This is a genomic window from Pseudoalteromonas shioyasakiensis (assembly GCA_013391845.1).
Taxonomy (GTDB): Bacteria; Pseudomonadota; Gammaproteobacteria; order Enterobacterales; family Alteromonadaceae; genus Pseudoalteromonas; species Pseudoalteromonas apostichopi.
Window position 1 is genome coordinate 1024268 of the sequence record CP058414.1, and the last position, 15395, is coordinate 1039662.

Sequence of the window (15395 nt, forward strand, 5' to 3'; positions counted from 1 at the left end):
TGCCTCCTTGTAAAAATGCCTTGAGTACTGCGTAAAAGTTGCTTAATTACACAGTAAACAAGGGCAAATTGTTGCTATAACTGGTTACTTTATTAACAGTTACAAGGTTTGTGCCAGCACTGTTTATTGCTTGGTTATGGTTAAAACAGCATCCATTACTGGGTCTACACCTGCAAAGTAGTCTTTTGCAGAAAGCGTAATTGGCATATCGGGCGCTAACCAAATACGATGGTCTTCAGCTCTGCTTTGCTGGTGGAATTGGCTCGAAATAAGGCCTGTTTGTTTACTGTATGGTAGGTTAAACCAGCCTGCTTCACCTGCCACGTTAGGGCGGGTGCCTGATGGTTCACCTACAAAAATTGCTGGCACTATATTGGTAATCTTAACTGCTAGATCATGGCCTGCCGAAAATGTATTTCGGCCAATTAATATAAATAACTTTCCTTGTGGCTTTAATACTTTAAAAAATGCGGCCGTTGCTACCAAAGGTGGGGTGAGCGAGCCATTACCACCACTGTTATGGCGAAGGTCTATCACCATATGCTCAATGTCATCGTGTTTGATTTGTGCTTGTAGCTGCATAGCAAATTCAGCAAGGGTGAGATCTTTGCTATTACGTACATCATTGAATTGTACATACAGTAATTTATTCGCTTTTATTTGTTCGCTCCAAAACGGTGTGTTGTTTTTCGCTAAGTATCTAAGCGTAGGGTGTTCAGCAAGTTTTGGTAACTTAGGAAAACCTGCAAATTGCATTGGCTTGAGCGCTGGTGTAACTGTGGTGAGAGCGCCTTTTGGCGAGCTGAGCGTGAGCGTTACCTCGTTACCTTTGCTAATGCCAAGCCCGTTTAGTACATCAAGCAAACTTAAATAATATGGTCCCAGCCAAAGGGTTTGCATTTCATTATCGCGAGCATTAACACGTTTAGTTAACTCAAGAGCTTGCTGGGCTGGTGTATCGGCAAATGCCTCAACTTTATGGCCAACATATTGCTGGTAATCGCTACTTGCTTTGGTGATGTATAAGCCGTCACTAAATTGATAAAACTGAAATGGTAGTTGCTGAAAGTTGCCTTTTTCACCCCATGCTGGGATCAATAGATTATGACCATTGCCAAGTAACGCAATTAGCTCCATAAACTGAAAAACAATTTGCTGATCAGTCAGATCAGGAATCGATTTATCAATCTCAGCTACTTTTTCTGCAAACTGTTGTGAGCTCATGTTTTGATACATTGCCACGTGTAAACGTTTAATCTCTGCAACTAAAAACGCTAAATCGGCGCGCCATTTTTGATCTCGATTGAGCTCAGTATTTAAATCATTACCTGCAAGTGATTTGTAACTGGCTGATTGCGCAAAGCGTTCAAAGTGAGGATTAGTACCAGATTTAAATAAGCTGGTGCCAGCAAGTGTTGGGCGGTCATCCCATCTTGCTGCCAGTGCTTTTTTAAGCCAATATTCTGCTTGCTGTTGGTTGTTAAGCCCTGCGTATGCCTCTGCAATTTTCACCATTAAATCGTTAGGGTTACTGGCCCCATTAGGAATGCCTTTTAAGCTAGTCCCAATTGCAAGTGCGCGTTGCAAAGCATTGCTGGCATTTTGATAATCAGCCAATTGAAAATAACTGAGACCAAGTAAATACCAAGTATCGCCATCATTTTGATATTCATTAATGAGCTGTTTTGTGAGTTTATTCACCAGAGCCCAGTTTTGTTGTTTAGCTAATTCTATAGCCGTTGTTTTCGATTGAAAGTAAGCGATTGGGTCGCTTGCACCAACACGACTTGGTTGCACTTTTAAGGCTTGATTCGTTACTTCTAAAGAGTGATTCGTTGCTAAAGCAAAGCTCGAAAAGCTTATTAATAGGCACAATGTTAGTAGTAAAAAATAGGACTTGTACATCTGGAGTCTCAAAGTTGTTTTTTGTTTAAATTAGCGTTAGGGCTGTAAAAAAGCGTCCTAAAACAGGATTTAGGACGTTTTTTGTCTGTTTTATGAGCAGGTTTTTAGTGTTTGCTTCTTAAATTGACTCGGCGTTAATCCCGTTTCTTTTTTAAACACTGCATTAAAAGTCGATTTAGAATTAAAGCCAGCTTGAAATGCCAGTTCTATCAGGCTGAGTTTTTGAGATGAGTCTTGCTCTATTTCGCGTTTAACATCATTCACTCTATGCTGGTTGATGTACTCACAAAAGTTGTTCCCCGTTGTGCTGTTAATAGCCCAAGATATTTCTTTACTACCGAGCCCAGTTTGATTTGCTAAGTCGTTTAATGACAACCTAGGTTGTCGATAAAGCGATTCATTAATAATCAAGTTATCAATGGTTGAGAAAATTTGCTGCGCAAGTTGCTCGTCAGACGAATCAGTTTGTTCAGCTTCGGGTTCTTCAGGCAATGTGACTGGCTCGAATTGAAAGCTATTTTTGATGGTGTGAAACAACAAAAAGCTAAACATTAGCAGTAACAGTATTTCGTTTAATAAATACCAGTGCATCTTTAAATCGAGCGGCGTGATTGGTTGCACATTCATACGCAGCAAATCGAATACGACAATAATGGCAAAAATAAATAATGCTTTGATCAGCCACTTTAATTTAAGGCTCTCAGCATCTGAGCGCGCATGCATAAGTTGTTTGTGGTAGCCCTTTAAAGTGCCATAAGCAAAGTAGAAGTAGCCAAGTTGACTGAGCGAACCGAGTAAAATGATCTCCTGCGTGTAGTGGGTAAAGGCCAAGGAAATAGCCGCAGGAATTAAGTGAACCGCGTAGTGTGATGTTATAAAGGGCTGCTTACCTGTAATCGACAAGGTAAAAAAGTAAATCATAGGCCCATACAGTAATGTAAATGCCGGTGTGATTAAGTAATCAGAAAGGCCTAACCCTTCTAACAGGTTAAAGGCGCATACACAGCCTTGAAATACAAATAGCAGTACCAAGGAACGACTTTGTTTTTGGCTATTAATTAATAATGCACCAAATAACATTTGGAACAGAAAGATACTCTGTACAAGGTGTACAGGGAATAAAGTGATTGATTGCAAAGTAGTTTACGTTCTTATTCTTTTAACTGAGTTTAACAACTCATCATCACTTTGTAATCATAGGCATAAAAAAACCTTGTGGCAGCACCACAAGGTTTTAATTTAGCTTAAAGCTAATCTTATCTCATCGTCACAAACTCTTCTGAGCCTGTTGGGTGAATAGCCACAACAGCATCAAAGTCTGCTTTTGTTGCGCCCATTTTCATGGCAACCGCAAAACCTTGGATCATTTCATCAACTGTGAAGCCAATGCCGTGTAAGCCAACAACTTTTTCGTCTTCTCCAGCACACACCAGCATCATGTTACAAGCTTGGCGGTGCTGAGTAACCGCTGTGTACATTGCTGCAAAGCTTGATTTATAAACCTTTACGTTTTCAGCACCATATTGCGAAATAGCTTCTTGTTCTGTTAAACCAATCGTGCCAATAGGCGGGTGGCTGAATACCACAGTCGGTACTAGCTCGTAGTCCATTTTTAAATCATCAGGTAATTCTTTATTAAATAAGCGCTCTGATAAAATACGACCTGCTTTAACGGCTACTGGCGTAAGTTCAATACCGTTTTCGATGATATCACCTACTGCATAGACGTTTTCAGCGGTGGTGTTTTGGAATTCGTCTACTTTTACGTAACCGCTTTCGTTCACTTCAACACCTGCTGCTGCAAGGTTGATCTTGTCAGTTGTTGGTGTACGGCCAATTGCCCAAATAACTTCATCAACGTTTTGGCTGTGACCATTTTCAAAGTGAATTGTTAAGCTACCATCGCTTTCTTTAATTACTTCTTTTGGAGTGCAATCAGTGTGAAGCGTAGGGCCTTCTTTTACCATGATATCGACAAGCGTATCAATAATGTACGGGTCAAAAGTACGTAGTGGTTTGTTTTTACGAACAAACAGGTGGGTTTCTGTGCCAAGGCTATGAAGTACACCAGCGATTTCAACGGCAATGTAACCTGCACCAACCACAGCAACACGTTTAGGTTGTGCGTCTAGCTCGAAGAAGCCGTTTGAATCAATACCAAGCTCAGCGCCAGGGATGTTAGGAATAGTAGGACGACCACCAACAGCAACAAGGATATGATCTGCGGTGTAAAGTTCACCGTCAACTTCAACTGTTTTGTTATCAACAAACTTAGCAAAGCCATTGATCACAGTCACACCATTGCTAGATAAGTACTTGTTGTAACCTTGGTGAATACGACCAATGTAAGCTTCGCGGCTTTCAACTAATTTAGCCCAGCTAAAACCTTTTAACTCAACATCAAAGCCGTAATCAGGTGCATATGCGTTAATAGCTTCAGCGATTTGTGCGCCGTGCCACATAACTTTCTTTGGAACACAACCGACATTTACACAAGTGCCACCCATGTGTTTTGCTTCAATAAGAGCGACTTTTGCGCCACGCATTGCTGCACGGTTTGCAGAGGCAATACCGCCACTACCACCACCAATTGCAATGTAATCAAAATGCTGAGCCATAGTTTGTCCTCAAAAATAGATAATTTTTTATTAATTAATCGATTTAGTAATAACTTGATAATAGCATAATAAAGACCAAGGTTAAGCCCCTTGTATTTCATCAATTCGCCCCAACTTCAAAATCATCTTCGCATAAAATTTGAGAACAAAAATGACAATTGCAGAAAATAACCCACTCATTGGTTTAGAAGGGCTTCCGCCGTTTTCTAAAATAGAACCTGTACACGTAGTGCCAGCAGTAAAAGCGGCAATTGCTGAGTGCCGCGCTAAAATCGATGAGGTACTGGCAACCAAATCATACACATGGAATGATTTGGTACTTCCGCTTGAGGAAGCTGATGACAAGTTATCACGCCTATTTTCACCGGTATCACACATGAACTCAGTCGTTAACAGTGATGAGTTACGTGAAGCCTATGAGCAATGTTTGCCATTGTTATCTGAGTATTCAACGTTTGTTGGTCAGCACCAAGGTTTGTACGATGCTTACAACACACTTCATAATAGCGATGAATTTAAATCATTAACGATTGCCCAACAAAAAACCATTACTAATGCATTACGTGATTTTGAGCTCTCTGGGATTGCTTTAAAACCTGAACAACAAAAACGTTATGGCGAAATCAGTGCGCGTTTATCTGAGCTGGCTTCTAAGTTTGGCAACAATGTTATGGATGCTACACTTGCTTGGCAAAAACACATTACTGATGAAAGTGAACTGGCTGGCTTACCTGAGTCTGCTTTAGCACTTGGTGCTGATACCGCACAAAGTAAAGAGCTAGAAGGTTGGGTGTTTACTTTAGACTTTCCATCTTACTTACCTATTATGACCTACGCAGATAACCGCGAGTTACGTGAAGAGTTTTACACTGCGTTTGTGACCCGTGCCTCTGATCAAGGCCCTAATGCTGGTGAATTTGATAACTCTGCCATTATGAGCGAAGAGCTTGCACTGCGTCATGAGCTTGCCGAGTTACTTGGCTTTAGCAGCTACGCTGACATGTCACTGGCAACTAAAATGGCAGAAACGCCTGAGCAAGTTTTCTCATTCTTAGAAGATTTAGCTGATAAGTCAAAACCGCAAGCTGAGCAAGAGCTTGCTGAGCTAACAGCTTATGCAAAAGACAAGCACGGTGTGACGGAACTTGCTGCATGGGACTACGCTTATTATGGCGAAAAACTTAAGCAAGAGAAGTATGCGATTTCTGATGAAGTACTGCGCCCATATTTCCCAGCCAATAAAGTATTAAGTGGCTTATTCACTACAGTAAATCGTTTATTTGGCATTAGTGTTAAAGAAGTAACAGAGTTTGATACTTATCACCCTGATGTACGTTTCTTCGAAATTTACGACAGCAGCAATACCTTACGTGGTCGCTTTTATCTTGATTTATACGCCCGCGATCGCAAACGCGGAGGTGCGTGGATGGATGACTGCATGGGTCGTAAAGTACGTGCTAACGGCGAATTACAAACCCCTGTTGCCTACTTAGTGTGTAACTTTAATAAAGCAGTGGGTGATAAGCCCGCCTTGTTTACTCATAATGAAGTGACAACTTTATTCCATGAGTTTGGTCATGGTATTCACCATATGTTGACGCAAGTTGATGCTGCGCCGGTTGCAGGTATTAACGGTGTTGCATGGGATGCGGTTGAGTTACCAAGTCAGTTCCTTGAAAACTGGTGTTACGAAGAAGAAGCGCTGAGCTTTATTTCGGGTCACTATGAAACAGGTGAGCCGTTACCAAAAGAGTTATTAGATAAACTCCTTGCGGCGAAGAACTTCCAATCAGGTATGCAAATGCTGCGTCAGCTAGAGTTCTCGTTGTTTGACTTTACTATTCACCATACTTACAAAGCGGGTGAGCCATGTAATATTCAAGCAACACTTGACGAGGTGCGCAGTAAAACTGCTGTTGTTAAAGCGCCAGCGTTTAACCGTTTTCAGCATGGCTTTAGCCATATTTTTGCGGGTGGTTATAGCGCAGGTTATTACTCTTATAAGTGGGCTGAAGTGCTCTCGGCTGATGCGTTTTCTAAGTTTGAAGAAGAAGGTATCTTTAACCCTGCAACGGGCGAAGCTTTCTTAAAGAACATTTTAGAGAAAGGGGGTAGTGAAGAGCCTATGGAGTTATTTAAAAAGTTCCGAGGACGCGAACCGCAAGTCGATGCACTACTGAGACATAGCGGCATTGCTGCATAATAATTTTTGTTGATTTAAAGCGCCGTAAGGCGCTTTTTTTATTAATATTTCTTCGCAAAATTACGCTCTCGTACTATTCTTCTTAAAAAAGAGTTTATAGGAATTAAGCATGTCAAAACTGGTATTAGCCATTGATGATGATAAATATATCCATCATGTGATTGAGGAATCGCTATCGGGCTTCTGCACACTGATCCATGCTAAAAATGGCGACGAAGGATTAAGACAGGCGTTAAAGTACAACCCTGACATCATCTTACTTGATATCGAAATGCCGGGTAAAACGGGCTTTGAGGTATGTAACGAATTAAAAGCCAACCCGCAAACAAAAGATACGCCTGTGATGTTTTTGTCGGGTAAAGCTGATTTACCTGACCGTGTAAAAGGTTATAACGCAGGTGCAGCTGATTACATTGTAAAACCATTTAATGCTGAAGAGCTCATGGCACGTATTCGCGTGTTATATCAATATCGTCAGCACTCTAAAAAGCTTAAAAGTGATGTAGAGCGAGCGCAAATCACTGCCGAAATCGCGATGACAGATTCAGGCGATATGGGTCGTATAATGCGCTACGTTGGGCAGAGCTATCATGCACACGATATCAAAGCGTTATCTGAGCATATGTTTGAGTTTTTTAATCCGATGGAGCTCGATGTAGTGCTGGCGTTTTGGTATCAAGATATTGGCGTATTTTGTAGTGCTGAGGGCGGAGTGTGTCCACTAGAGCAAGAGCTACTCGAAAAACACCGTGATGCAAATCGCTTTGTTGACTTTAGCCATCGCACAATTATTAATTACCCTAAAGTGTCGATGCTGGTTAAAAACATGCCACTTGATGATGCCCAGCTTTATGGCCGTTATAAAGATTTATTTCCGCATATTCTTGAAGTGACTAACGCTAAAGTACAAGACATGGAAAACAATGAGCGGGCACTGACTCAGGCGCAGCAAATAGGTAACTCGTTTAATGAGTTATCTGATCAAATGTACCAAAACAGTGATTCGCGCGAACGTGCTGTTGAAAAGTTTGCCGCCCAACTAGATGAGCTAAATAAGTCAATTGAACAAAGTGGTTTATCAAGTAGTGAAGAAGTCGCATTTCACCTACAGCAATTAAAACAAACTCAATTGCAGTTTACCTCGCTCAATGAAGACTTAGCGTTTATAAAGTATCAGCTAAAGCATATTATCGAATCGCGTAGTGAACTTTTAGCTAGCTTACAAAAAATGGCTGAACCGAGTGAGACCGAAGATGTCACTTCACAAACGGATATCGAGCTATTTTAAGCCATGCTATACTGGCGCCGAATAATTTAGCTCGGAGTTTTGCGTGGTAATTCATTGTCCTTTTAAAGAAATGCGTCCTTATTTAGATGCCATCGAACAGCGTTTTGGTTTGGCTAAGTGGGCTGAGCAGAATGTTGGCTTTTCGCTTCATTATGACGATCAGGGTCTCAGCTTAAAGAAAAAGGACGAGCCAAAACTTGGTGCTATCCATGTTGATTTTGTAACCGGTGCTGCCGCCCATCGCCGTAAGTTTGGTGGTGGTAAAGGGCAAGCAATTGCAAAGGCTGTAGGGTTAAACAAAGGTGCCACGCCAGTGGTGCTTGATGCCACTGCAGGCCTTGGCCGCGACGGCTTTGTACTGGCATCGCTAGGTTGTAAGGTGATTTTGCATGAACGCCACCCTGTTGTTGCTGCGCTTTTATTTGATGGTCTAGAACGCGCCTATAACGATGCTGAAATTGGTCCTTGGATGAAAGAAAACATGAGCCTAGTGTTTGGCTCAAGCCATACTTTACTGGCGCAGTGCAGCGATACACCAGATGTTGTGTACTTAGATCCTATGTTTCCTCATCGTGAAAAGTCAGCCCTTGTTAAAAAAGAAATGCGAGTATTCCAAGAGCTTGTGGGCGGAGATAACGATGCCGATGATCTTCTTGATTTTGCTTATCCGCTTGCTAGTAAACGAGTAGTCGTAAAGCGCCCAGATTACGCCCCATTTCTAAATGATAAAACCCCGAGTATGCAAATCAAAACTAAAAAGAACCGCTTTGATGTGTATGTGAAGGCAGCAATGGTTTAATACCATTAATCCGCAATAATACTTAATCATTTTGAGGGATTAAACCTACCGCTACCAGCGTTAAAAATTTTCCATTAAGAGCAACTTAATAGCGAAATTTTTGCCTTGTTATCGACGAGGTTTTATTGCCTCAAAATAGACCCCTTAATTAAGCAAATTGGTATTTATGTAACCCTTTTAGCTTAGTTTGATTCGTTTTTACCTGTTATTTTTTACGGTTTACATCAAATTGTCATAAAAGGTTAATATTCTACGCGCGTAACGTTACTTGGGAATATCGTTTATGCGCGTGTCATCATTTACTCGGCTATTGGCCGTTTTACTCACTCTCGCTAGTATTTTACTGGCAGCAACCCTGTTCTGGGCTAGTCAAACTTTACTCGGTTTAGAGCAGCAAGATAACGCTTATAATAAGCTTAAAAACACCATCATTATTGATTTAAAAAGTTACCTTGATGATTATTTAGAGCAAGGTGACAGCCAACACTTAAATAAAGCCTCAACGCTAATAAGCGATGTTAAAAAGCAGCATTTAACTGAGCTATCTAATGACTTGGCGGGCCAACTAAATAGCCAACTGACGGCGCTCGATAAAGACATTAATGGTAAGTATCGTGCTTTAGGTAAGCTATCGGGTAACGAAATGGCGCTGCTCGATAACTCGTTAAGGCAAATGGCAGGTTCGGCCTCATCGTTAATTGGCTATGCAAGCAAAGCCGAGCCGCAAACAGTGCTTGCACTTGAGTATTATCAACTTGCTGCTGACTACTACAGCGAAGTTACATCACTCGCTTTGTATACATACAAGTTAGTGCTTAACTATGATCAAGACACTAAAAATAGCCTCAATCAAAGTGTTGAAAACCTAAATGACCTTGCTGCTAAAATCGATAGACTTGAAAACCTAGGTGTTATGAGCGAAGTGGATGAAGACGCTTTGTTTTTTGGTGAAGAAGCTGAAGACTTAGCCGGTGATATTAAAGCTGAACTAAGTAGCTGGCCTAAACGTTTCCCACGTGATTTAGCATCCACTCTTGAGCAAGCTAAGCAACGTCAAACTGGCATGCAAGCACTTCGAGAACAGATTGAAGCCCTATCTGCGACGGTGCTTGGTGCTGAGCAACAGTTAAAAGATGAACAAAGTAATCTTAAGCAACAAGTGTTTATCGTGTTCTGTGTGGCCATTAGCATGCTGGTGGTTTTAGCGGGGGGTGTTTACTTTGTACAGCGTAACCAAGTGCTTAACCCATTGCGCCAATTACGTGATGGTTTTGCTTTCTTAATTGAAAGTAATGAGCTTAAAAACATCGAGAGTAAAAACCCGAAAACCGAAATAGGTGAAATTGCCCATTACTTTAATCAACTGATTGAGCGTCAGCGTGGTGAGGCAGAAGAACGAGCACAAATGCTGAAGGTTATTAATGACTTTATGCTAGAGATGAGCGAGCACTTACATACCATTGCACAGCAAACGGATGCCAGCCATTCTCAGGTTGAACAAAACCAAGGTTTACTTTCTGATATTCAACACATTGGTGAGCAGGTCAATAACATAAATGGTCAAGTTGCTGATAATGCTAAACAAACTTTTGGGGCGATGGAGCAAAGCTTAGGTTTTGCCGACAGCATGTTAACCGCAAGTTCTCGAACTGAAGAGCGCGTTGAACAAGGTCTTGATAGCTTAAAAGAGCTATTAAAAGGGGTTGATGATGTTGGCCAAGTCATAGAGGTGATCAAAAACATTGCTGAACAAACAAATCTATTGGCACTGAATGCAGCGATTGAGTCGGCTCGTGCCGGTGAACATGGTCGAGGTTTTGCGGTTGTAGCGGACGAAGTCCGAAAACTTGCCAGACAAACACAAGGTTCACTTGATGATATTAATAGTCAGCTAAACCGCTTAAGTGAAAATTCAACCATGGTATCAGAGCAAATTAGTGCGTTGGCTAATGATGCCGAGCTGCAAACACAAAATGCCCAAGAGCTTAAACGTAACTCAGAAGGCGTAGCTGACAACGCGCAAGATGCCAATAAAGTAGCGTTTGATGCTATGGAGCTTGCTAAGCAGCAAAATGCTTTACTCGAAAACTTTAGCCAATCAATGCAAAGCATGAAGGGGCAAGTAAGCGAGTCGAACTCACTGGTTAGTGATATTCAGCTGCGCCTACAAGAGCAAATGCACACTATTAAATCCAGCTTAGGTTTATAACACTTAAAAGGGCGAACAATGTTTTGCATTGTTTCCCCTTAAATCATGCGGTATTCAATTTTTTGGGTATATACTCTGTACTCTTATTTTCTTTCAAGGAATCACGATGATCGAACAAGGCCAAACTTTACCTGCAGCAACCCTTAGCGAATTAACTAGTGAAGGTATGCAAACCTTATCAACAGAGGCATTATTTGCAGATAAAAAAGTGGTGTTATTTGCCGTGCCTGGCGCATTTACACCAACCTGTTCTAATGCTCACTTACCAGAATTTATCACCTTAGCTGATAAAATTACTGCCAAAGGCGTTGATGCAATTTACTGTGTATCGGTAAACGATGCATTTGTAATGAAAGCATGGGGTGAAGCGCACAATGCTGAGCACATTCGTATGTTGGCTGATGGTGATGCCAGCTTTACTAAAGCACTTGGTTTAGATAAAGATACGGCAAGTTTTGGTGGTGTGCGCTCAAAGCGTTACGCGATGATCGTTGAAAACCAAATAGTAACAGGGCTTTTTGTTGAACAAGATAAAGAGTTTGTTGTGAGCCGCGCTGAATCTGTGCTAGAAAAACTTTAATAGCAATTCGTGCTTAATTAAGTAAATACAAAAAAGCCGGACGTAAGTCCGGCTGAAAGTCCCAGGGGGGAACTGGGGAGATCAACTATTAAGGTTGATACTGTGCATCCAATGTCACACCAGAGAAAGTCTTGTAAGCATTTAAGCTTAAGTGCCAAGTACCTGCTTGTGGGTTACTGAATGTACATGTTTCTGCGTTACCGTTTTTGTACGGACGACAGTCATAGCTTGATGTCGTTGGTTGGCTACCAAACTTAACGAATAAGTCAGCATCACCCGAGCCACCAGAAGTCGTTACTGTGAAGCTTGCCATACCTGCTGGTACTTCTAATGTGTAATGTTTCCACTGACCTGCACTTGCCGAGATATCAGTCACTGTGCCGCCACCTGCTTGTGGTGAACCTGAGCCTGAACCTCCGCCTGATACAGTTAAATCACCCACTAAGCTAACACCTGAGTAGGCAGAATAACCATTCAGCATTACATGGTAAGTACCTGCTGTTGGGTTATCGATAGAACATACTTCATTGTTACCGCCTTTGTATGGACGACAATCATAGGTTGACGTTGTTGGTGCGCTACCTGCACGAACGTAAAGGTCAGCATCACCTGTACCGCCACTCATAGTGAAAGTTACGTTAGTAGCTCCACTAGGTACTTCCATTGTGTAGAAAGTTTGGCTGCTAGCAGAGCCACTTAAACCTGTTAGTGCTTGACCATCTTCTAACACATTCCCCGTTGGTGGTGGCGGAGTTGTACCTGATGCCGCTGCAACTGCTGCTGCCGCATCCACAATACCTGTCCCACAGCTAGTACATGTTGCTGGGAAAGAACGGGTTGTTGATTTTAAAATGTTTTCGATTTCATCAGGCGTTGCTGAAGGTTTAGCTTGCTTGATTAGCGCAGCGACACCCGCAACATGTGGTGCTGCCATCGATGTACCTTGCGAGTAGTGATATGAATCGCTGCTTGGGCCTGTTGAGCCTGAGTTGTGAGTTGATAACACACCTTCAGAATCATTAGCAAAGCTTTGCGCGCCACCCGGTGCTGCAACATCAATGTTGCTACCGTAGTTTGAGTAGTATGCACGACCACCGTTACGACCTACTGATGCAACGTTTACTACGCCATTACAGTTACCTGGGTTGTAGTTTGCAGAGTTATCGTTGTCATTACCTGCTGCGATAACGACTACAGTGCCGTTGTTACGGGCTTGGTTAATTGCATTTTGTGTTGTAGAGCTACATGAGCCGCTACCGCCTAAACTCATGTTAATAACATCAGCAGGGTTAGCATTTGCTGGTACACCAGAAACTGAACCACCTGAAGCCCAGATAATACCGTCAGCGATATCAGATGTTAAACCACCACATTTACCAAGTACACGAACAGGAACTACTTTCGCATCGTAAGCAACACCTGCAACACCTTCACCGTTGTTAGTAACAGCTGCAACTGTACCGGCAACGTGCGTACCGTGCCAGCTAGAGTCTTGAGCACCGTGTGTGTAACCACACTCGTTAGCACTGATTGCATCACCTGGATCGCGAGCATCGCTATCACGACCGCCCCCATCGTTTGCTACAGACACGTTAGAGATCATGTCATAGCCCTGAAGGATGTTTGCGTTTAGATCAATATGAGGACGGTAACCTGTATCAAGTACCGCAACTACCACACCGCTACCTGTTGCTGTATCCCAAGCTGTAGGAAGGTTTAAACCACCTGCTTGCTCGTAGTAGTGCCATTGGTCGTCATAACGAGGGTCGTTAGGCGTTGCAAATGGCTTTAACATTTGGTCAATTTCGATGTATTCAACATTACCTGTTGCAAGCACCTCTTGCATGAACTCTTGTGCTTCTTGAGCAGAAAGTTTTTTATCAGCACGCATTACGTGGTGATTATTCATCGCCATTGCACGAACATATTGTGCTTTTACTTTACCTTTCTTACTGGTGAAGTTTTTAACAAAGCCTTTTGCTTTTTTGTTCATCATAGTTGGCGATTGTTCTGCTGCCGACATAGTCATCATTTCATCATTGTTATTTTTATATTTGATGATGAATTGCGTACCAAAGCCTTCTTGACCTTGTAATTTTGCTGCAGTTTCCTGCATAGATGGCGACATAAGTTGGTTTGGAGTAGCCATTGCTGCTGTTGTCCCAAACAACGCAGTCAAGCTCAGTGCAATTGCGCACTTCTTCAAGTTGTTGTTAGTTGTCATAATGATCCCTAGATTGTTATGTAAATCTTCACGGTATTTTTCGCGAAGGGGGACAAAGGTAAAATAAATGTAAATTTAGTTAAAATATCGTTTTATTATGGTTGTCTCTATTTTGGTTATAACCGAATGTATAGACGTCTAAATCAGTCTTTTTATGGTGTTTTTTAATACTTTTCTCATAATAAAGTTATAAATTTTTAGTTTTGAGTTTTTACTTTATTTCGTTTTTTGGTTTTATCTTTTTTGTAAAAACACCGTACTGTTAACACTGCAGCGAAAATAACTTGTTATAATCAGCTAAATTTTTTTAGTGAGTATGAGTAATGACCCAAGTAGACGTAATTGTGATTGGCGCCGGTGCCGCAGGTTTGATGTGTGCTGCACAAGCAGGCTACCGTGGTCGCAATGTTACTGTGCTTGATATGGGCAAAAAGCCGGGCCGTAAAATATTAATCAGCGGCGGTGGTCGTTGTAACTTCACCAATGAAAACGCAAGCCCAGACAATTACTTGTGTGGCAATCCTCACTTTGTAAAATCGTGTTTAAGCCGTTATACCCAACATGACTTTATTGAGCTGGTGGACCGTCACGGTTTGGCTTATCACCATAAAACGCTGGGCCAGTTATTCTGCGATAACAGCGCACAAGATATCGTCGATATTCTTTTAACTGAGTGCGAGTGGGCGGGAGTTAACATAGCGCTGCGTAACGAAGTACTCAGTGTGACCAAAACAGATGCTGGTTATGAAGTTATTACCGAGCAAGACAGCTATCAATGCGAGTCGTTAGTTGTTGCATCCGGTGGGTTAACCATGCCTAAGCTCGGTGCAACACCAATTGGTTATAAAATTGCAGATCAATTTGGTTTAACAGTGTTACCAACCATGGCGGCATTAGTGCCATTTACTTTGCACCAGCACGATAAAGATCGCTTTGAAGGTTTATCGGGGATCAGTATTCCTTGTCTGGTTAGCAGTGAAGATGGCACCCAGTTCAAAGAGAACATCCTGTTTACTCACCGTGGCCTTTCGGGCCCAGCGATTTTGCAAATCAGCTCTTTTTGGCGTGCAGGGCAAACTGTGTACATCAACTTGTTACCCGAGCTCGATTTAAAACAGCAGCTTGAGCAGTGGCGTCAAAGCCAAGGGCAAAAGTCACTAAAAAATACTCTTGCGACAATTTTACCAAAGCGTTTTGTTGAAATGCTGCACGACACCAAGGCTATTCCAGATTGCAATGTAAACCAGCTAAGCCATGCGCAAATCGACGCGTTACATGACTACGTTCATAATTGGCAAATTAAACCCAACGGCACAGAGGGTTACAGAACCGCCGAAGTCACGCTTGGCGGTGTAGACACCGACGAGTTAAGCTCAAAAACCTTCGAAGCGAAAAAGTCACAGGGCCTTTATTTCATCGGCGAAGTAACCGATGTCACCGGCTGGTTAGGCGGCTACAACTTCCAATATGCTTGGAGCTGCGGCTTTGCAGCAGGGCAGTATTGTTGAGCTAAGTTACTAGCTGCTAGTTGCTAGGGGAAAGACATTACTGGCTAGGAGCCAGGAGCCA

Annotated in this window: 10 protein-coding genes; 6 read left to right on the plus strand and 4 right to left on the minus strand. The window is 42.2% G+C overall.

From position 1 onward, the window contains the following. Window positions 1-123: 123 nt before the first annotated feature. The 3 genes from HYD28_04710 to gorA form a co-directional block, all read right to left on the minus strand. A complete protein-coding gene (locus HYD28_04710; GenBank protein QLE08320.1) occupies window positions 124-1905 on the minus strand; it encodes a hypothetical protein in 1782 nt (593 codons plus the stop codon). Window positions 1906-1995: 90 nt separating this feature from the next. Further along, window positions 1996-3042 (minus strand): helix-turn-helix transcriptional regulator, encoded by a 1047-nt coding sequence (locus tag HYD28_04715; GenBank protein ID QLE08321.1) that lies wholly within the window; start codon window positions 3040-3042, stop codon window positions 1996-1998. A 119-nt stretch (window positions 3043-3161) separates the two neighbouring features. Beyond that, window positions 3162-4523, minus strand: a complete 1362-nt coding sequence (gorA, locus tag HYD28_04720; GenBank protein QLE08322.1) for a glutathione-disulfide reductase — start codon at window positions 4521-4523, stop codon at window positions 3162-3164. A 151-nt stretch (window positions 4524-4674) separates the two neighbouring features. On the opposite strand from gorA, the gene prlC reads away from it, so the two are divergent. From prlC to HYD28_04745, 5 genes are all read left to right on the plus strand, one after another. Beyond that, entirely contained in the window at window positions 4675-6726 is a 2052-nt protein-coding gene (gene prlC, locus HYD28_04725) for an oligopeptidase A (protein ID QLE08323.1), read from the plus strand. A gap of 109 nt (window positions 6727-6835) precedes the next feature. Beyond that, on the plus strand, window positions 6836-8014 hold the full coding sequence (locus tag HYD28_04730; protein ID QLE08324.1) for a response regulator: 1179 nt from the start codon (window positions 6836-6838) through the stop codon (window positions 8012-8014). Window positions 8015-8057: 43 nt separating this feature from the next. Beyond that, window positions 8058-8813 (plus strand): class I SAM-dependent methyltransferase, encoded by a 756-nt coding sequence (locus tag HYD28_04735; protein ID QLE08325.1) that lies wholly within the window; start codon window positions 8058-8060, stop codon window positions 8811-8813. Between the two features lie 283 nt (window positions 8814-9096). After that, entirely contained in the window at window positions 9097-11022 is a 1926-nt protein-coding gene (locus HYD28_04740; GenBank protein QLE08326.1) for a methyl-accepting chemotaxis protein, read from the plus strand. A 106-nt stretch (window positions 11023-11128) separates the two neighbouring features. Then, on the plus strand, window positions 11129-11602 hold the full coding sequence (locus tag HYD28_04745) for a peroxiredoxin (GenBank protein QLE08327.1): 474 nt from the start codon (window positions 11129-11131) through the stop codon (window positions 11600-11602). An 88-nt stretch (window positions 11603-11690) separates the two neighbouring features. Here the strand turns inward: HYD28_04745 and HYD28_04750 are convergent, their stop codons facing one another. Next, the gene (locus tag HYD28_04750; protein QLE08328.1) at window positions 11691-13826 is read right to left on the minus strand and encodes a S8 family serine peptidase; all 2136 of its coding nucleotides are present in this window, start codon (window positions 13824-13826) and stop codon (window positions 11691-11693) included. 323 nt (window positions 13827-14149) lie between these two features. Here HYD28_04750 and HYD28_04755 point away from each other — a divergent pair, with 323 nt between their 5' ends. Further along, on the plus strand, window positions 14150-15334 hold the full coding sequence (locus HYD28_04755; GenBank protein QLE08329.1) for an NAD(P)/FAD-dependent oxidoreductase: 1185 nt from the start codon (window positions 14150-14152) through the stop codon (window positions 15332-15334). The last annotated feature ends 61 nt before the right edge of the window (window positions 15335-15395 follow it).

Excerpts from the sequence above, each read along its gene's own strand:
- gorA (QLE08322.1), bottom strand. The coding sequence starts at position 4,523 with ATGGCTCAGCATTTTGATTACATTGCAATTGGTGGTGGTAGTGGCGGT.
- HYD28_04740 (QLE08326.1), top strand. The coding sequence starts at position 9,097 with ATGCGCGTGTCATCATTTACTCGGCTATTGGCCGTTTTACTCACTCTC.
- HYD28_04750 (QLE08328.1), bottom strand. The coding sequence starts at position 13,826 with ATGACAACTAACAACAACTTGAAGAAGTGCGCAATTGCACTGAGCTTG.
- HYD28_04755 (QLE08329.1), top strand. The coding sequence starts at position 14,150 with ATGACCCAAGTAGACGTAATTGTGATTGGCGCCGGTGCCGCAGGTTTG.
- HYD28_04730 (QLE08324.1), top strand. The coding sequence starts at position 6,836 with ATGTCAAAACTGGTATTAGCCATTGATGATGATAAATATATCCATCAT.
- HYD28_04745 (QLE08327.1), top strand. The coding sequence starts at position 11,129 with ATGATCGAACAAGGCCAAACTTTACCTGCAGCAACCCTTAGCGAATTA.
- HYD28_04710 (QLE08320.1), bottom strand. The coding sequence starts at position 1,905 with ATGTACAAGTCCTATTTTTTACTACTAACATTGTGCCTATTAATAAGC.
- prlC (QLE08323.1), top strand. The coding sequence starts at position 4,675 with ATGACAATTGCAGAAAATAACCCACTCATTGGTTTAGAAGGGCTTCCG.